Origin of the sequence: Ramlibacter montanisoli, from assembly GCF_013087525.1 — a bacterium.
Taxonomy (GTDB): domain Bacteria; phylum Pseudomonadota; class Gammaproteobacteria; order Burkholderiales; family Burkholderiaceae_C; genus Ramlibacter; species Ramlibacter montanisoli.
In genome coordinates this window covers 3,564,546-3,582,508 of the sequence record NZ_JABFCS010000001.1, presented here as the reverse complement: position 1 = coordinate 3,582,508, position 17,963 = coordinate 3,564,546, and the positions used below count along the sequence as shown (strand labels likewise).

Here is a 17,963-nt window from a genome sequence, read left to right as displayed (position 1 = left end):
TAACCATGGTGGAACACTTCGTTACAGTCGTGTTGTCCGTCCGGCGGGCGCGAGCGGCAACCGCCGCCACATTGTTCACGGCCGGGCCGATCCGGGACGAAAGAGGGGGAGGCAATGTCCAACAGCAGTCCTAGGGAATTCGACGTCGTGGTGGTCGGCGCCGGCCTGTCCGGCATCGCCGCCGCCCATTACCTGCAGCGCGACTGCCCGGACCGCAGCTTCGTCCTCCTGGAAGGCCGGGACGCGATCGGCGGCACCTGGGACCTGTTCCGCTATCCCGGCATCCGCTCGGATTCCGACATGTTCACCCTGGGCTACACCTTCCGGCCCTGGACCAGCGATGCCTCGATCGCGGGCGGCGAGGCCATCCGCGACTACATCCGCGACACCGCGCGCGAGGAGGGCGTGCTGCCGCGCATCCGCTTCGGCCAGCGCGTGACCGCGGCCAGCTGGGACTCGGCCAGCGCGCGCTGGCGGCTGGCGGTGGACGCCGGTGGCGAGCAGTTGCACTACAGCTGCCGCTTCCTGTTCTTCTCAGCGGCTACTACGACTACCAGCAGGGCCACGAACCCGAGTGGCCGGGACGCGAGGGCTTTGCCGGCCGCATCGTCCACCCGCAGCACTGGCCCCAGGACCTGGACTGCGCCGGCCAGCGCATCGTCGTGATCGGCAGCGGCGCCACCGCCATCACGCTGATCCCCGCGCTGGCCGCTCGGGCCGCGCACGTGACCATGCTGCAGCGTTCGCCCAGCTACATCGTCGCCCTGCCGGGCCGCGACGGGCTGGGGCGCGCCCTGCAGCACGCCTTGCCGCGCAAGCTGGCCTACCGGCTGATCCGCTGGAAGAACATCCTGCTGTCCACCGCCTTCTTCCAGCTCTCGCGGCGACGGCCGCAGGCCATGCGGCGCTTCCTGGTGGGGCAGGCGCGCAAGAGGAGCGGCGTCGAGGAAAGGCACCTGCAACCGCGCTACGACCCCTGGGACCAGCGCCTGTGCATCGCGCCGGACGCCGACTTCTTCCGCGTGCTGCGTTCGGGCAAGGCCTCGATCGTGACCGACGCCATCGAGCGCTTCACGCCGGACGGCCTGCGCCTGGCCTCCGGCGCGGAACTGCCGGCGGACATCGTCGTCACGGCCACCGGGCTGAAGCTGCAGATGCTGGGCGGTGCGCGGCTCACGGTGGACGGCGTGCCGGTGCAGGTGGCGAAGTCGCTGTCGTACAAGGGCATGATGCTCAGCGGCGTGCCCAACTTCGCCATGGCCATGGGCTACACGAACGCCTCCTGGACGCTCAAGTGCGAACTGATCGCGCGCCAGGTCTGCCGCGTGCTGAACCACATGCGCTCGCACGGGCTCGACGTCTGCGTCGCGCAGCACGAGGGCGAGGTCGGCGACACGCGGCCGGCGCTCGACCTGAGCTCCGGCTACATCCAGCGCGCCAGCGGCGAGCTGCCGCGCCAGGGCACGCGCAAGCCCTGGCGCATCCACCAGAACTACCTGCGGGACCTGTGGTCGCTGAAGCTCTCGCCCTTGCGATGGCGCCCTGCGCTTCGCGAAGGCCGGACAGGTCCCGCGCTGAAGCCATGCACGGCCCCGTGCGGCCGGTCACGCAGGCAGCCGCGATGGCGGCATGGCTGCGGGAGGTCGCCCGCGCGACCGCCGGAATTTTGTGCAACAGTTCAGGGCAATGAACATCCTTTTCGTTGCCGATCCGCTGGAAGTGTTCCGGATCTACAAGGACACGACCTTCTCGATGATGCGCGAGGCCCAGCGCCGCGGCCATCGCATCGCCGCCTGCGAACCGCGCCACCTCACCTGGCGCTCCGGCGACCTGGTGCATGCCGGAGTGCGCGAGATCCGCCTGACCGGCGCCGAGGACGAGTGGTTCCAGGTGACCCGCACCGAGGTGAAGGCCCTCAAGGACTTCGACGCGGTGCTGATGCGCAAGGACCCGCCCTTCGACAGCGAGTACTTCTATGCCACGCACCTGCTGGAGCAGGCGCAGCGCGAAGGCACCAAGGTGTTCAACCGGCCGGCCGCTGCGCGACCACCCGGAGAAGCTGGCGATCATGGAGTTCCCGCAGTTCGTCAGCCCCACGCTGGTCACGCGCTCGGGCGACGAGGTGCGCCGCTTCCACGAGGAACACGGCGACATCATCCTGAAGCCCCTGGACGGCATGGGCGGCATGGGCATCTTCCGGGTCGGGCCGGACGGGATGAACCTCGGCTCGATCGTCGAGACGCTGAACCAGCAGGGCGCCACCACCATCATGGTGCAGCGCTTCGTGCCGGAGATCTCGCAGGGCGACAAGCGCGTGCTGGTGATCGGCGGCCGCGTGGTGCCCTTCTGCCTGGCGCGCATCCCGCAGGGCAGCGAGATCCGCGGCAACCTCGCCGCCGGTGGCAAGGGCGTGGCGCAGCCGATTTCCGAGCGCGACCGCGAGATCGCGGAAACGATCGGGCCGCTGCTGTCCGAACGCGGCCTGCTGCTGATCGGCCTGGACGTGATCGGCGACTGCCTCACCGAGATCAACGTCACCAGCCCGACCTGCTTCCAGGAGATCACGCAGCAGACCGGCTTCGACGTGCCGGCGATGTTCCTGGATGCCTTGGAGGACGCCGTCGACCGCGATCGGACGGTCCTGTAGGCTGGCGGTGTGAGCGCAGCGGCACCCCAGCGCTGGGCTTCGCTTCGCTCACCACCAGCCTACGAAACCACCTGCCCGTCCACGAACACCTTCAGCTCCCCGGCAGGAACTGCGTCCAGGTCTCGTTGACCGTCAGCGGCGCCGTCACCACCACCGCCACCCGGTCGTCCGGCGAGGTGTGCTGCGCGAAGTCGACGCTCAGGTCTTCATCGGCCAGCTGCGCGTGCGCGAAGGGGTGCTTGCGCTCCACGTAGTACAGGTTGGTGGAGCAATGCGCCCACAGCGCGTCGCCGTTGGACAGCAGGAAGTTGAAGCGGCCATGTTTCGCGATGCGCGGCGTCAGCTCGCGCAGCGTCAGCGTCAGTTCCTCCACCGTCGGCACGTCGGCGTGCGACTTCCACATCTCCTGCATCAGCCAGCAGAAGGCGCGTTCGCTGTCGGTATTGCCCACCGGCCGGAAGTTCGCGTGCAGGCGCGGGAAGAAGTCCTGCAGGTCGCCGTTGTGCGCGAACACCCAGTAGCGGCCCCACAGCTCGCGCACGAAAGGATGGCAGTTCTGCAGCGCGATCTCGCCCTGCGTGGCCTTGCGGATGTGGGCCACCACGTGGCGGCTCTTGATGGGATAGCGCCGGATCAGCTCCGCCACCGGCGAGTCGCAGGCCGGCTGGTGGTCGACGAAGTGCCGCAGCCCCTTGCCCTCGAAGAAGGCGATGCCCCAGCCGTCGGCGTGGTGGTCGGTGCGGCCGCCGCGCTGCGCGAAACCGGCGAAGCTGAACGTCACGTCGGTCGGCGTGTTGCAGTTCATCCCGAGCAGCTGGCACATGCTTCGATTATTGGGCAGCGGGCGCGGCCTGTGGGGCATCGCGCAACTGCCAGGCCGCGACCACGGCCACGGCGCAGACCGCGGCGAGCATCAGGAAGGACTCGTTGAACGCCGCCAGCCGGGCCGGGCTGGTCTCCGGCCGCGTGAGCGCGTCGCCGTGCGCGGCCAGCCGCCATTCGAGCACGATGGCGCACAGGCTCACGCCGGTCGCGCCCCCGAGCATGCGCAGGAAGTTGATCGCGCTGGCGCCCTGCGGGATCAGGGCCTTGTCCAGCGGCCGCATCGCGCCCAGGTTGAGCGAAGGAAGGATGAAGCCCAGCCCGATGCGGCCGAGGATCGCCCAGGCCACCAGCAGCCACAGCCCGCTGTGCAGGCCGATCGTCGGCATCAGTGCGAAGGACGCCGCCAGCAGCACCAGCCCGCCGCTCACCATCACGTAGGTGGGCAGCCGCGTGGTCAGGCGCCCGGCGATGCCGATGGTGAGGGCCAGCACGATGCCCGAGGGCAGCAGGATGGTGCCGACGTGCGAGGCCGGCAGCTGCAGCCCCAGCTGCATGTAGACGGGAAGCAGGTAGGTGCTGCCGAACAGCGCGATGCCGTAGATGAAGGCCACCAGGCTGCCGAAGGCATAGGTGCGGTAGCGGAACAGGTCCAGGTTCAGCAGGGGCTCGCGCCCGGTGCTGCGCGCGTGGCGCAGCCAGGCGATGGTCGCGCCCAGCGCCAGCAGGGCCGCGACCAGCAATGCGCCGGCCAGCAGCGGATCGCCGCCGCGCACTTCCACCAGGCCATTGAGCAGGCACAGCGTGCCCACGCTTCCCAGCAGCAGGCCGCGCCAGTCCAGCCGCGGGCCCTGGCCGAAGGCGGCGGCGCCACCCGGCGCGCTGGTGGGCACGAAGCGGTAGGCGAGCCAGATCGACACCAGGCAGAAGGGCACCACCATGAAGAAGATGGAACGCCAGCCGAACCAGTCCACCAGCACGCCGCCGATGCTCGGGCCCAGCGCCGGCGCGAGCACGACGCCCATGCCGAACAGGCCGCTGGCGCGGCCCTGCTCGTGCGGCTCGAAGGCGCGCAGCATGATGATCGCGGGGATCGGCTGCACCACGCCCGCGGCCAGGCCCTCGGCCACGCGCGCGGCCAGCACCAGCGGGAACTGCCCCGCCAGGCCCCCGGCCACGCCGCCGGCGAGCAGCAGCACCATGGTGCCGACGTAGGTGCGGCGGTAGCCGTAGCGTGCCAGCAGCCAGGGCGTGGTCAGCATGGACACCGTCATCGCCACCATGAAACCGGAGCTGACCCACTGCGCGCGTTCCTGGCTGAGCGTGAAGTGCTGGCTCATCTCGGGGATCGCCACGTTCACCACGGTGGACGACATGATGGAGGCCATGGTGCCCACCATCACCGACATCAGCAGCAGCCAGCGGTAGCGCGGCCCGTGCCGCTCGCGCATCGCCGCGACCGAGCCGGGATCCGTCACGCCGGCGCGTTTCCGCGCGCGCAGGCCGCGCAGATGCAGGCGAGGCGCTGCGCCGGTTGCGGCACGCGGGCGAGCAGGCCGGCGTCGAACTCCACCCGCGTGCACCAGCAGGGGCCCAGGGCCACGCCCGTCTCCCGCTCGAGCTCCATGGCGCAGCGGTTCGGCTGGCCGCACAGCGGGCAGAGGACGGCATCGGGGGCGGAAAGGGTCACGCGCCCATCGTACCCGGGCGGCTGCGCGCCGGGGGCTGCGCGGCGGATTCAGGCGGCCAGTGGCAGCGGCGCCGAAGGTTCGCCCAGTCGCTCCAGCGCGCGCGGCACCACGCCTTCGCTCTCGACGGTGCGCAGCAGGTGGTCGCGCACCAGCCGGTGCAGGATGCGGCGCGACATCGAGTGCGCCTTGCCGCCGTTGCCCACGAACATGAAGAGCGTGCCCCGTTCCGCCGCCCACACCAGCCTGGCGCGCCGCCACTGCCGGTGCGAAAAGAGGTCGACCCAGCAGCCGGGCGCCAGCCTCGCCAGCAGGCGCTCGATGGCGTGATCGTCCAGCGGCTCCTCGGGCCGGCGCGTGGGCTGCTGGGCGGGCGGGCGGCAGCGCGCCGAAATCCGAGGGCGGCGCCTGCTCGTAACCGGCCGCACGCAGCAGCTCCTGCGCCATCCACGGCTGGTCCTCGGGCCGCGCGGGCGGGGCGACGGCCTCGCTGCGCGGTGGCTCGGACGGCGCGAGTTCGCGGTGGCGGTGCTTCGCACGCAGCTTCAGCACCGGCCGGTGCAACTGCTCCAGCTGGTGGAAGAAGGCCTCGCTCTCGGCCGGCTGCTGGCCGAGTGCCGCCAGTCCTTCGCGCAGCTTGAGCAGCAGGCGCGGGAGCAGCACGAAGGCGCGCGCCGGGTCGTGCAGCGCGAGGTCGCGGTTGACGCTCCACAGCAGGTCCGTCACCAGTGCCAGGTGGCCGCCGGGGTCGATGCCGCCCGTGGGCTGGGTGAGGCGGGCGTGCGCGATCACGACCGCCCAGGTCGAAAGCAGGAAGTCCCGCACTTCGGAAGGCGTGGCCACGAGGTCCTCGCGCTGCCGCAGTTCGGAAGCGATGCGCTGTGCCTCCTGCTGCCGCCGCTCGGCGAACTGCACCGCCTCCAGCACCTTGCGCTGCGCCTGCTCGTCGAGATCGTCCTGCGCACGCCAGCCGGCCTGCAGCGCGGCCAGCGCCGCCTGGAAGGGGATCGCGTTGTCGAAGCGCTCGATCCCGTTCAGGCGCGTGAAGGTCTGCGCCACGGGGACCAGGAAAGCCTGGAACTCGACGCTGAACTCGTCGTTGTACTTGAAGCTGCGGTCCGCGACGCGTTCCACCAGCAGCCGGCCGGGATGCGCCTCGTCGCTGAAGAAGCGCGGCGCCACCATCGCCAGGCGCGACAGCGAAGGCTCCAGCGCCACGATCGCCTCGCGCACCGGGGTGAGCAGGCGGGGATCCTCGGCGACCTTGTTGATCAGGCGCCGCACGACTTCCAGCCCGAACACCTGCCCGAGCTCGCTCGCCTGCGCCTTCAGGCGGCCGCGCACCAGCGCGCGTTCGCGCGCGGCACCGAGCTCACCCCAGACGGACTGGCGCAGCGGCGTGTCCGTGTCCACCGGCCGCGCCGGCCGGTCCACCACCGGCAGGTGCATGTGCTCGCGCGCCGCCTGGTCGTCGTAGACGCGGGTGTCGATGCGCTCCTCGATCGCGCGCAGCTCCGCCTCCGCCTGCGCGCGGAAGCTGGCGGCGACCGGCTGGTGCGCCTGCGGGTCGTCGCGCGCCAGGAACAGGCGCAGGCGCAGCCCGTCCACCGCCTGCGGCGGCAGCTGCGGCAGTTCCATGAAGCCGCTGTTGCGCGTTGCCTGCGAGGAGGCCGGCTTCTCGGCTGGCGCCACCGCGGCCATCCGCGGTGCGGGGGCGGCAGGCGCAGGTCCACGCGCAGGGGCGTGCCGGGGCGCAGGCTCGCGTGCGTTCTGCGCCGGCCCCTTGGACGGCACCGTCACCAGCCGATAGTCCGCCGCATGCACCTGTGCATCGGTCAGCAGCCTGGCCTGCTCGCGATAGACCTGCTCCAGGTCGTGCGCCAGCGGCTGCACCATGTGGCGCAGCCAGAGCGCGGGCCAGGCGGGATCGGGCTGGCCCGCGTCCATCAGCTCGCGCAGCGCGCGCGCATACACGGCGGGCCGCAGCGGATTGCGTTCGGGCTGGATCACGGACAGGCCGAGGGCACTGCTCATGAGGGCATCGAGCTCGGCGAGCGGGCGCTCCAGCATCGAGGTGAGCTGCTGCGCCAGGCGCGAGGATTCGATCTTGCGCGCGATCTCGGTGTCATCCACCAGCGTGAGCGACAGGAAACCGGAGGCGGGGCCGTCGCCGCCCGCGGCGGCAGGCGAATCGTTGCGCGCCGCCTGTTCACATGCGCTGCGCAACAGGGCCGGGAAGCGGTCCACCCAGTCCTTGCGGCGCGCCAGCAGTTCGTGCCAGGCGTCGGCCACGGACTGGCGCTGTTCGGGGGCGTGTGCGGCTCGGCGCACTGCAGCTCCGTGGCCGCATGGTCCACGGCCTGCGCCACGAGGCGCGCCGCCGTGCCTGCGGCCTCGCCGATGCTGCGTGCGACGGTCTGGCTCACCTCGGACATGAAGGCACCCGGTGCTCCCTTGTGGAGAGCCCATTAGAGCCCGCACGCTCGCGGCGCGCCGGTGCCGCCAGTCGCACCGCGCCGCACGCCAGTCGGCCGTGCGTTACGGCGCGTTACCGGATGCCCTCAGGCGGCGCGCGCGAGCGGCTGCGCCTGCGCCGCTTCCTTCACCTTCAGGCGCCAGGCGTGCAGCAGCGGCTCGGTGTAGCCACTGGGCTGCTCCTTGCCCTTGAACACCAGGTCCAGGGCCGCGCGGTAGGCGAAGGATTTTTCCCAGTTGCCCGCCATCGGCTGGTAGGCCGGATCGCCGGCGTTCTGCTTGTCCACCACGGCGGCCATGCGCTGGAAGGTCTCGCGCACCTGCTGCTCCGTCACCACGCCGTGCAGCAGCCAGTTGCAGATGTGCTGGCTGGAGATGCGCAGCGTGGCGCGGTCCTCCATCAGGCCCACGTTGTGGATGTCGGGCACCTTGGAGCAGCCCACGCCCTGGTCGATCCAGCGCACCACGTAGCCCAGGATGCCCTGTGCGTTGTTATCGAGTTCCTGCTGGCGCTCCTCGGCGCTCCAGTTCGCCTGCGCGGCCACCGGCACGGTCAGCAGGCCCTGCAGCAACTTCTCGCGCTCGGCCTCCGTGTTGCCCTGCTGCAGCGACTTCTGCACGTCGAACACGTCCACCATGTGGTAGTGCAGCGCGTGCAGCGTCGCCGCGGTGGGCGAGGGCACCCAAGCGGTGTTGGCGCCGGCCTTGGGGTGCACGATCTTCTGTTCCAGCATCGCGGCCATCAGGTCCGGCATGGCCCACATGCCCTTGCCGATCTGCGCGCGGCCGCTCAGGCCGCAGTTCAGGCCCACCAGCACGTTGTTCTTCTCGTAGGACTGGATCCAGGCGCTGGACTTCATGTCGCCCTTGCGGATCATCGGGCCCGCGTACATGGCGGTGTGCATCTCGTCGCCCGTGCGATCGAGGAAGCCGGTGTTGATGAAGGCCACGCGCGCCGCGGCGGCCTCGATGCAGGCCTGCAGGTTCACGCTGGTGCGGCGCTCCTCGTCCATGATGCCCAGCTTCACCGTGTTGGCCGGCAGCCCGAGCAGCTGTTCGACGCGGCCGAACAGCTCGGAGGCGAAGGCCACTTCGGCCGGGCCGTGCATCTTGGGCTTCACGATGTAGACCGAGCCGGTGCGCGAGTTGCGGATGCCCGCGACGCTTGCGTCGCTTCCCGATTTCGTGCCATTGCCCTTCTGGAGGTCGATCATCGCGATCGCGGTGGTGATCACCGCGTCCATGATCCCTTCGTAGATCTCCTTGTCGCCGTCCCACAGGATCGCGGGATTCGTCATGAGGTGCCCGACGTTGCGCAGGAACAGCAGCGAGCGGCCGTGCAGGCGCACTTCGCGGCCGTCCGGGCCGGTGTAGACGCGATCGGGGTTGAGGCCGCGGGTGAAGGACTTGCCGCCCTTGCTCACCTGCTCGGTCAGCGTGCCCTGCAGGATGCCCATCCAGTTGCGGTAGGCCAGCAGCTTGTCCTGCGCATCGACCGCCGCGATCGAGTCTTCCAGGTCGAGGATGGTGGACAGCGCCGCTTCGGCCACGATGTCGCTCACGCCGGCCGCGTCGGTGGCGCCGATCGCGCTCTTGCGGTCGATCACGATGTCCAGGTGCAGGCCGTTGTTCTTCACCAGGATCGAAGACGGCGATGCCGCGTCGCCCTGGTGGCCGGCGAACTTCGCCGGGTCCTTCAGGCCCGAGGACTTGCCGCCCTTGAGTTGCACCACCAGCTGGCCGCCTTCCACCTTGTACAGCGTGGCATCGGCATGCGAGCCGCCGGCCAGCGGCACCGCCTGGTCCAGCACCTGGCGGCCGCGCGCGATCACCTTGGCGCCGCGCACTTCGTTGTAGCCGGGACCCTTGTCGGCGCCGCCGGTCTCGGGGATCACGTCGGTGCCGTAGAAAGCGTCGTACAGGGAGCCCCAGCGCGCATTGGCGGCGTTGAGCGCGTAGCGTGCGTTGAGGATCGGCACCACCAGCTGCGGGCCGGCCTGCACTGCGAGTTCGGCGTCGACGTTGGCGGTGGTCGCCTTCGCGCCCTTCGGCACCGGCACCAGGTAGCCGATCTTCTCCAGGAAGCCGCGGTAGGCCGCCATGTCCTGGACCGGGCCGGGATGGCCGCGGTGCCAGGTATCGAGTTCGAACTGCAGGCGGTCGCGCTCGGCCAGCAGCGAGGCGTTCTTCGGCGACAGCTCGCGCACGATCGCGTCGAAGCCCTGCCAGAACTTCGCGCCGTCGACGCCGACGGTGGGCAGCACCTGTTCGTCGAGGAAGCGCTTGAGCGCGCTGTCCACCGCAAGTCCGTGGATCTGGGTTCGGCTGGTCATGGGGGTTCTCCGGAAGTTGCTAATCGAAAAAGGCGAGCACGTCGTCGAGCGAGGTGCCGATGCGGGTGGGCTGCGTGCCGAGTTCCTCGAAGGGGACGCCATAGCGGTTGACCCAGAGGGTGCGGTAGCCGAACCAGGTGGCGGCCAGCGCGTCCCAGGCGTTGCAGCTGACGAAGAGGATCTGCGCGGCCGGCTTCTTCACCGCCTGCACGCCGAGGCGGTAGGCATCGGGGTGCGTCTTGTACTTGCGCACGCTGTCGACGCTGATCACGTGATCGAGCAGGCCGTCGAGTTCCGCGCTGCGCACCGCGATGCCCAGCATCTGCGGGTCGCCGTTGCTCAGGATGCCGGTGGTGATGCCGCGCGTGCGCAGCACCTGCAGCACCTCGCGGTTCTCCGGGAAGGCCGACAGGTGCCGGTACTGGTTCATCAGCCGCAGCTCGCGCTCGTCGGTGAGCTCCAGGCCGAGTCGCTTGCAGGCGTAGCGCAGGCCGGCGCGGGTCAGGTCCCAGAAGGGCTGGTAGTGCGCGCCGTCGTTGCTGGTGGTGACCAGGCGGGTGTATTCGATCTGCTTGTCGCGCCAGAGGACGGACAGCGCCTGGCCCTGCCCGGGGAACAGCTGTTCCGCGAGCAGGCCCACGCTGTACACGTCGAACAGCGTGCCATAGGCATCGAACAGCACCGCCTTGGGATGATCCATGGCGGTACTCTATTACGAACGCTGCCCGGCATTAATGCCGGCTGGAGGTCAGGATCCGTGATCGGAAGTACGGTAATCCAGCTCAGAACCCGAAAACGCGTTCCGCATTGCGAGATCTGATAGCGTTCATCTGCGCTTCCGGCAGGGCGGCGGTGTTGGCGAAGGCGCCCTTGGTGTCGTGCACCCAGTGCGGCCAGTCGGTGCCGAACATGACGTGCTCGTGGCCCACCACCTCGATCAGGTACTTCAGCGGCCGCAGGTCGTAGGTGATGCTGTCGTAATAGATATGGCGCAGGTAGTCGGTGGGCTTGCGCTTCATCTGGCGGCGCGAGGCCAGCTCGACCTCGTCGCCCTTCTCGAAGCGGCCGACCAGGTAGGGCAGGGTGCCGCCGCCGTGCGACGCGATCACCTTCAGGTGGGGGTACTGGTCGAAGAAGCCCTCGAAGATCATCCGCGTGATGGCCAGGGTGGTGTCGAACATGAAGCCCACCGACCAGCTCAGGTCGAACTTGCTCATGTCCATGAGGTCCACCCCGGGCGGATCGGTCGGGTGCACCAGCACCGGCAGCTTGCGGTCGTCGATCGCCTGCCAGATCGGCGCGAACATCGGGTCGGTCAGGCTCCGGCCGGCCACGTTGGCCAGCACCATCACGCCGACCGCGCCCTTGGCGCAGCTGCGCTCGAGTTCCTCGACGGCCCGTTGCGGGTACTCCCAGGGCAGCGATGCGAACCAGCGGATGCGGTCGGGGTAGCGCGACTGGGCGTCGGCCACGTTGTCGTTGGCTTCCCTTGCCGCCTGCACGCTGACCTCTTCGCCGCCCCAGTACACGTTGGGGCAGGTGAGCGACACCACCGAGAGGTCGACCTGGCCTGGTCCATGTGCTGGATGCGCAGCTCCCAGTCGAAGTGGCCCTTCTGCGGCAGCACCACCGGCGTGTTGCCGCGGAAGATCTCGCGCTGCCCGTCCGGACGCACCTGGATGTTGTAGATGCCGCCCTCTTCCTTCAGCAGTTCCAGCCACCTGGTGGTGAACATGTGGGTGTGGACGTCGATGACGGTCATGGGAACTGCTCCTTTGGTCTCTTCTCGTTCGATGGGGTGGGAATCGCTTCTCCGGGTGCGACCGGATGGGCGGCGCGGCGCCGCTGCGATACCTTTAACATGTTAAATGATTCGAACCCCAGGAGACTCCCCATGAAACGCCGCCACTTCGCCGCCCTTGCCGGCGCCGCCCTCACCGCGCCCGCCGTACTGGCGCAGGACCGCACGATCCGGATCCTCGTGGGCTTCCCGCCCGGCGGCTCGGCCGACGTGATCGCGCGCCTGCTGGCGCAGAAGATGGCCGCGTCGCTCAACCAGACCGTCATCGTCGACAACAAGCCGGGCGCCGCCGGCCGGCTGGTGCTGGGCGAACTCAAGCGCGCCGCGCCCGATGGCCAGACGCTGGTGCTGTCGCCCAGCGGGGCGATGGTGATCGCGCCCTGGCTCTACAGCAACATCGGCTACGACCCGATCAAGGACTTCACGCCGGTGGCGCGCATCGTCACCTTCGACTTCGCCGTCACCGCCGGTCCCGCCGCGCCGCAGGGCGACCTGAAGAGCGTGCTGGCCTGGCTGAAGGCCAACCCGGGCAAGGCGAACTACGCGACCTCCGGTGCCGGCACCGTGCCGCACTTCGCCGGCCTGCTGCTGTCGCAGGCCGCGGGCGTGCCGCTCACGCACGTCGCCTACCGCGGGGGCGCGCCGGCGGCGCAGGACCTGGTGGGCGGCCAGATTCCGCTGATGGTGGACACGGCCTCCGAGACCATCGAGCACCACAAGGCGGGCAAGGTGCGCATCGTCGCCGTCACCGGCGAGCAGCGTTCGCGCGCGCTGCCGGACGTTCCCACGCTCAAGGAGCAGGGCATCAACATGGCGGCCGATGCCTTCTTCGGCCTGTACGGCCCGCCCGGCATGGCGGCCGACGTGGTCGCGCGCCTGGACCGCGCGGTGGCCGATGCGCTGCGCCAGCCCGACGTGCAGGAGCGCATCCAGGGCTTCGGCCTGGTGCCTTCGCATGCCAGCGGGGCTGCGCTCGCGGCCACGCAGGCCGCCCACCTGAAGCGCTGGGAAGCGCCGATCAAGGCTTCGGGCTTCAAGGCCGAATAGGCCGGCTCACAGCAGGCCGCGCAGGAAGGCGGGCACCGGCCGCCCGACCGAGGCGAGGTAGCGAGCCATGGCCCCGGCCACCTGCGCCACCGCCGGGCGCCGCGTCATGCGCTCGCGCCAGGCCAGCAGCCGCGGCATGTCGCCTGTGAAAGGCGCGCCCAGCCGCTCGCCGAACAGGGACGCCATGTAGAAGGCGATGTCGGCGAAGCCGAAGCCGCCGGCCAGCCACTCCCGGCCGGCGAGCAACCGCTCCACCTGCAGGCAGAAGGCCTGCGCCGCCTCGATGGCCGCGCGCGCCGGCGCCTCGTCCAGTTGCGACTGCAGGCCCATGAGACGGACCACGTGCGGGAAGTACACCTCGTCGGACTGGTGCTCCAGCAGGCGGGCGCGGGCGCGCTCGCGCACGTCGGCCGGCCAGAGCGGCGGCTGCGGCCGCAGGTCTTCCAGGTATTCGAAGATCTGGGTGGAGTCGAAGAGCGCCAGGTCGCCGTCGACCAGCACGGGCACCTGCCGCTTCGGGTTCACGCGCAGCACCTCCGGATGCCTGGGCGTGTACAGCTTCTCGAAGTCGAAGGGCACCATCACCAGCTCGAAGTCCAGTCCCTTTTCCAGGGCGGCGATCTGCGCCTTCGCGCCGAACATGCTGAGGGGGCCGGAGTAGAGGGTGAAGCGCTGCATCCGCCGCAACATAGCAGGACCGCATCGATCTTGCAGAATGCCGGACATGGCCGAACCCGCAACGCTTCCCTACGCCGGCATCCGCGTCGTCGAATTCACCCACATGGTGATGGGCCCCACCTGCGGGATGGTGCTGGCCGACCTGGGCGCCGAGGTGATCAAGGTGGAGCCGCCGCAGGGCGACAACACGCGCCGCCTGCTCGGCTCCGGCGCCGGCTTCTTCCCGCTGTTCAACCGCAACAAGAAGAGCATCGCGCTGGACCTGCAGACGGCGGAGGGGCGCGAGGCCGCGCTGAAGCTGATCGCCACCGCCGACATCGTCAGCGAGAACTTCCGCCCCGGCACCATGAAGAAGCTGGGGCTGGACTACGCGACGCTCTCGAAGCTGGACCCGCGCATCATCTGCGTGAGCCACAAGGGCTTCCTGCCCGGCCCCTACGACCACCGCACCGCGCTCGACGAGGTGGTGCAGATGATGGGCGGCCTGGCCTACATGACCGGGCGTCCCGGCGACCCGCTGCGCGCGGGCAGCAGCGTCAACGACATCATGGGCGGCATGTTCGGCGCCATCGGCGCCATGGCCGCCCTGGCGCAGCGCGAGCAGACCGGCCGCGGCCAGGAAGTGCAGAGCGCGCTGTTCGAGAACAACGTGTTCCTGGTCGCGCAGCACATGATGCAGTTTGCGGTGACCGGCCAGCCGGCGGCACCGATGCCGGGACGCATCTCCGCCTGGGCCGTGTACGACGTGTTCACGGTCAAGGACGGCGAACAGGTCTTCCTGGCGGCGGTGAGCGACTCGCAATGGAAGACTTTCTGCGAGGCCTTCGGCTACGCGGACCTGCTGGCCGACCCGCGGCTGGCCAGCAACAACGAGCGCGTCCGGGCGCGAGAATGGCTGATCCCGCTGCTGCGCGAACGCCTGGCGCCGCACGGCGCGGCGGAACTGAGCGCGGTCTTCGAGCGGGAGGGGCTGCCCTTCGCGCCCATCACGCGGCCGCAGGACCTGTTCGACGATCCGCACCTGAACGCGACCGGCGGCCTGGCGCCGCTGGACCTGCCGGACGGCCGCGCCACCCGCGTGCCCCTGCTGCCGCTGATGCTGGACGAGCACCGCCCCGGCGTGCGGCTGCAGCCTCCGAAGCTCAACGAGCACGGCCCGGCGCTGCTGCGCGAACTGGGCTACTCGGACGCCGAGATCGCTCGCCTCACGCCGCCTTAGCCTGCTGCGGTGCCGCAGCAATCCTTGTCGAACAGGCTTGGATTGGTGACCTGCGCGCGCATAATCTGCCGCACATGGACAAGCTCAAGCAGCTGGAATCCTTCGTCTCGGTCGCCACCAAGGGAAGCCTCACGGCCGCCGCGCGCGCGGGGGGCGTGGCGCCGGCCATCATGGGTCGGCGGCTGGACGCGCTGGAAGAGCGGCTGGGCGTGAAGCTGCTGGTCCGTACCACGCGGCGCATCTCGCTCACGCACGAAGGCAGCGCCTTCCTGGAGGACTGCCAGCGCCTGCTGGCCGACTTGGCCAATGCCGAAGCCAGCGTCAGCGCCGGCGGCGTCAAGGCCAGCGGCCACCTGCGCATCACCGCGCCGGCGGGCTTCGGCCGGCGCCACGTGGCGCCGCTGGTGCCGCGCTTTCGCGAATTGCACGCCGACGTGACCATCTCGCTCAACCTGAGCGACCGGGTGGTGGACCTGGCCGGCGAGGGCTTCGACTGCGCCGTGCGCGTCGGCGACTTCCCCGATTCCTCGCTGGTCAGCGTGCGGCTGGCGGACAACCGCCGCCTGTGCGTCGCGACGCCGGAGTACCTCAAGCGCCACGGCACGCCGGAGCATCCGAACGACCTGATGAAGTTCGCCTGCCTCACGCTCTCCAGCGATGCCTCGCAGACGCGCGGCTGGGCTTTCCTGCTGCCGCGCGAGAGCGGCAAGGCCGAGCCGGAGATCACGCACCTGAAGCCGGCCGGGCCGCTCGACTGCTCCGACGGCCAGGTGCTGCACGACTGGTGCCTGCAGGGCTGGGGCATCGCCTGGCGCAGCACCTGGGAGGTGGAGCAGGAGATCGCCGACGGCCGCCTCGTGGAGGTGCTGGCGGAATTCGCCGCGCCGCCCAACGGGATCTACGCCGTGTTCCCGCAGCGCAAGCACCTGCCGCTGCGGGTGCGCCTGTGGATCGACTTCCTGAAACACCACTACGCGCAGCCGCACTTCTGGATGGCGCCGGCAAGGACCCACGCATGACCCAGGACGCGATCCTGCAGTTCCTCCACATCTCGGCGATCCTCGCGCTGGTGGTGTTCATCACCAGCGAGGCGGCCTTGTGCCGGCCCGAATGGATGCGGCCGGAGATCGTCGAGCGGCTGGTGACGCTGGACCGCATCTACGGCATCGCGGCCATGACGGTGCTGGTGACCGGATTCGTCCGCATCTATTTCGGCACCAAGGGCGCCGCCTGGTACTGGGGCAACTGGCTGCTGCACGTGAAGCTCACGGCCTTCGTGGTGGTGGCTCTGATCTCGATCGCGCCGACGCTGCGCTTCCTGCGCTGGCGCAAGGCGCTGCGCGCCAACGGCAGCCTGCCGGCGGCGGAGGAAGTGCGCAAGGCGCGCAAGCTGGTGATGCTGCAGGCCCACATCATTCCCTTCATTCCGCTGGCGGCGGTGTTCCTGGCGCGCGGCTTCGGCGGGAAGGGTTGAGCGCTGGGGTTCGCTGGGGCTCACCACCAGCCTACCGGGTGTAATCGTAGGCTGGCGGTGAGCGAAGCGAACCCCAGCAGGGCCACCTCTTAAAATCCCCCATGCTCCAAGCAAAACAAGACTTGCTCGCTGCGCTCGCAGCCGGGCTGGACCAGCTGTCGCCGGGTGCCGGCGACAAGGCGGCGTTCGAGCTGCCCAAGGTCGCGGCGCACGGCGACCTGGCCTGCACCGCCGCCATGCAGCTGGCCAAGCCGCTCAAGCGCAACCCGCGGCAGGTCGCCGAGGCGCTGCGCGAGGCCCTGCTGGCTTCGCCGGCGTTCCGCCAGTGGGTCGACGCGGTCGAAATCGCCGGCCCGGGCTTCCTGAACATCCGCCTGAAGCACGCCGCCAAGCAGGAAGTGGTGCGCGAGGTGCTGGCCAGCGGCGCTGCCTTCGGCCACCAGCCGGCCCATGGCCGCCGCATCCTGGTCGAATTCGTGTCCGCCAATCCCACCGGCCCGCTGCACGTCGGCCACGGCCGCCAGGCGGCGCTGGGCGACGCGATCTGCAACCTGTTCGCCACCCAGGGCTGGAACGTCTGGCGCGAGTTCTATTACAACGACGCCGGCGTGCAGATCAGCACCCTGGCCACCAGCGTGCAGCTGCGCGCGCGCGCGGCCTCAAGCCCGGCGATGCCGGATGGCCCGAAGCCGCCTACAACGGCGACTACATCCAGGACATCGCCGACGACTTCATGGCGCGCAAGTCCGTGAAGTCCGACGACCGCGAGTTCACCGCCAGCGGCGACGTCGAGGACCTGGACGGCATGCGCCTGTTCGCCGTGGCCTACCTGCGCCACGAGCAGGACCTGGACCTGCAGTCCTTCGCCGTGCGCTTCGACAACTACTACCTGGAGTCCAGCCTCTACACCAGCGGCAAGGTGGACGCCGTGGTGCAGCGGCTGCGCGACGCGGGCAAGACCTACGAGCAGGACGGCGCGCTGTGGCTCAAGTCCACCGACTACGGGGACGACAAGGACCGCGTCATGCGCAAGGGCGACGGCAGCTACACCTACTTCGTGCCCGACGTGGCGTACCACATCACCAAGTGGGAGCGCGGCTTCGGCAAGGTGGTGAACATCCAGGGCACCGACCACCACGGCACCATCGCGCGGGTGCGCGCCGGCCTGCAGGCCGCCGGCGTCGGCATCCCCGAGGGCTACCCGGACTACGTGCTGCACACCATGGTGCGGGTGATGCGCGGCGGCGAGGAAGTGAAGATCTCCAAGCGCGCCGGCAGCTACGTGACCCTGCGCGACCTGGTGGAGTGGACCAGCAAGGACGCGGTGCGCTTCTTCCTGCTGTCCCGCAAGCCCGACACCGAGTACGTGTTCGACGTGGACCTGGCGCTGGCGCAGAACAACGACAACCCGGTGTACTACGTGCAGTACGCCCATGCCCGCATCTGCTCGGTGCTGGCGGCCTGGGGCGGCGACGTGAAGACGCTTTCCGGTGCCGACCTGTCGTCGCTGGAGCACCCGGCCGCGTTGAACCTCATGTTGCAGCTGGCGCGCTACCCGGAGATGCTGGCGGCCGCGGCGACGGATTTCGCGCCGCACGACGTCACCTTCTACCTGCGCGAGCTGGCGGCGGCGTATCACAGCTACTACGACAGCGAGCGGATCTTGGTGGACGACGAGCAGCTGAAGGGGGCGCGGCTGGCGCTCGTGGCCGCCGTCGCGCAGGTATTGCACAATGGACTGGCTGTGCTGGGCGTCGGTGCCCCGCAGAAGATGTGAGC

The 17,963-nt window shown here is 69.9% G+C and carries 10 protein-coding genes and 5 pseudogenes; 7 read left to right on the top strand and 8 right to left on the bottom strand.

Annotation, left to right across the window (positions count from 1 at the left end; all coding sequences use genetic code 11):
* Nucleotides 1-114 precede the first annotated feature (114 nt).
* Both HK415_RS17755 and gshB read left to right on the top strand, forming a co-directional pair.
* Nucleotides 115-1,556, top strand: a pseudogene (locus tag HK415_RS17755) (flavin-containing monooxygenase); the annotation flags it as partial.
* A 130-nt stretch (nucleotides 1,557-1,686) separates the two neighbouring features.
* Nucleotides 1,687-2,647: pseudogene (gene gshB / locus HK415_RS17750) on the top strand (glutathione synthase).
* Between the two features lie 59 nt (nucleotides 2,648-2,706).
* Here gshB and HK415_RS17745 read toward each other — a convergent pair.
* The 7 genes and pseudogenes from HK415_RS17745 to HK415_RS17710 all read right to left on the bottom strand — a co-directional run bounded on the left by HK415_RS17745 (nucleotide 2,707) and on the right by HK415_RS17710 (nucleotide 11,515).
* Nucleotides 2,707-3,470: pseudogene (locus HK415_RS17745) on the bottom strand (class II glutamine amidotransferase).
* A gap of 7 nt (nucleotides 3,471-3,477) precedes the next feature.
* Entirely contained in the window at nucleotides 3,478-4,920 is a 1,443-nt protein-coding gene (locus HK415_RS17740; protein WP_171563543.1) for an MFS transporter, read from the bottom strand.
* A gap of 287 nt (nucleotides 4,921-5,207) precedes the next feature.
* On the bottom strand, nucleotides 5,208-5,585 hold the full coding sequence (locus tag HK415_RS27220) for a DUF1631 family protein (protein WP_373684660.1): 378 nt from the start codon (nucleotides 5,583-5,585) through the stop codon (nucleotides 5,208-5,210).
* Between the two features lie 151 nt (nucleotides 5,586-5,736).
* Nucleotides 5,737-7,626: pseudogene (locus HK415_RS17725) on the bottom strand (DUF1631 family protein); the annotation flags it as partial.
* A gap of 92 nt (nucleotides 7,627-7,718) precedes the next feature.
* On the bottom strand, nucleotides 7,719-9,965 hold the full coding sequence (locus HK415_RS17720) for a malate synthase G (RefSeq protein WP_171561540.1): 2,247 nt from the start codon (nucleotides 9,963-9,965) through the stop codon (nucleotides 7,719-7,721).
* Nucleotides 9,966-9,984: 19 nt separating this feature from the next.
* Entirely contained in the window at nucleotides 9,985-10,665 is a 681-nt protein-coding gene (locus HK415_RS17715; RefSeq protein WP_171561538.1) for a haloacid dehalogenase type II, read from the bottom strand.
* 82 nt (nucleotides 10,666-10,747) lie between these two features.
* Nucleotides 10,748-11,515: an amidohydrolase family protein gene (locus HK415_RS17710; RefSeq protein ID WP_309246739.1), complete on the bottom strand. Its 768-nt coding sequence runs from the start codon at nucleotides 11,513-11,515 to the stop codon at nucleotides 10,748-10,750.
* Nucleotides 11,516-11,859: 344 nt separating this feature from the next.
* Here HK415_RS17710 and HK415_RS17705 point away from each other — a divergent pair, with 344 nt between their 5' ends.
* Complete coding sequence (locus HK415_RS17705) at nucleotides 11,860-12,813, top strand: Bug family tripartite tricarboxylate transporter substrate binding protein (RefSeq protein WP_171561536.1); 954 nt, start codon at nucleotides 11,860-11,862, stop codon at nucleotides 12,811-12,813.
* A gap of 6 nt (nucleotides 12,814-12,819) precedes the next feature.
* Here the strand turns inward: HK415_RS17705 and HK415_RS17700 are convergent, their stop codons facing one another.
* On the bottom strand, nucleotides 12,820-13,491 hold the full coding sequence (locus HK415_RS17700) for a glutathione S-transferase family protein (RefSeq protein ID WP_171561534.1): 672 nt from the start codon (nucleotides 13,489-13,491) through the stop codon (nucleotides 12,820-12,822).
* Between the two features lie 46 nt (nucleotides 13,492-13,537).
* Here HK415_RS17700 and HK415_RS17695 point away from each other — a divergent pair, with 46 nt between their 5' ends.
* From HK415_RS17695 to argS, 4 genes and pseudogenes are all read left to right on the top strand, one after another.
* Nucleotides 13,538-14,710, top strand: a complete 1,173-nt coding sequence (locus HK415_RS17695) for a CaiB/BaiF CoA transferase family protein (protein ID WP_171561531.1) — start codon at nucleotides 13,538-13,540, stop codon at nucleotides 14,708-14,710.
* A 74-nt stretch (nucleotides 14,711-14,784) separates the two neighbouring features.
* The gene (locus tag HK415_RS17690) at nucleotides 14,785-15,729 is read left to right on the top strand and encodes a LysR family transcriptional regulator (RefSeq protein WP_171561529.1); all 945 of its coding nucleotides are present in this window, start codon (nucleotides 14,785-14,787) and stop codon (nucleotides 15,727-15,729) included.
* Entirely contained in the window at nucleotides 15,726-16,184 is a 459-nt protein-coding gene (locus HK415_RS17685) for a DUF2214 family protein (RefSeq protein WP_171561527.1), read from the top strand. Before HK415_RS17690 ends, HK415_RS17685 begins: the two co-directional genes overlap by 4 nt.
* A 101-nt stretch (nucleotides 16,185-16,285) precedes the next feature.
* Nucleotides 16,286-17,961 (top strand): annotated as a pseudogene (gene argS / locus HK415_RS17680) (arginine--tRNA ligase).
* Nucleotides 17,962-17,963 lie beyond the last annotated feature (2 nt).

What these genes read in the sequence shown, in the direction of transcription:
- HK415_RS17740 (WP_171563543.1), bottom strand. Translation starts at nt 4,920, where the DNA reads ATGCGCGAGCGGCACGGGCCGCGCTACCGCTGGCTGCTGCTGATGTCG.
- HK415_RS17720 (WP_171561540.1), bottom strand. Translation starts at nt 9,965, where the DNA reads ATGACCAGCCGAACCCAGATCCACGGACTTGCGGTGGACAGCGCGCTC.
- HK415_RS17715 (WP_171561538.1), bottom strand. Translation starts at nt 10,665, where the DNA reads ATGGATCATCCCAAGGCGGTGCTGTTCGATGCCTATGGCACGCTGTTC.
- HK415_RS17705 (WP_171561536.1), top strand. Translation starts at nt 11,860, where the DNA reads ATGAAACGCCGCCACTTCGCCGCCCTTGCCGGCGCCGCCCTCACCGCG.
- HK415_RS17700 (WP_171561534.1), bottom strand. Translation starts at nt 13,491, where the DNA reads ATGCAGCGCTTCACCCTCTACTCCGGCCCCCTCAGCATGTTCGGCGCG.
- HK415_RS17695 (WP_171561531.1), top strand. Translation starts at nt 13,538, where the DNA reads ATGGCCGAACCCGCAACGCTTCCCTACGCCGGCATCCGCGTCGTCGAA.
- HK415_RS17690 (WP_171561529.1), top strand. Translation starts at nt 14,785, where the DNA reads ATGGACAAGCTCAAGCAGCTGGAATCCTTCGTCTCGGTCGCCACCAAG.
- HK415_RS17685 (WP_171561527.1), top strand. Translation starts at nt 15,726, where the DNA reads ATGACCCAGGACGCGATCCTGCAGTTCCTCCACATCTCGGCGATCCTC.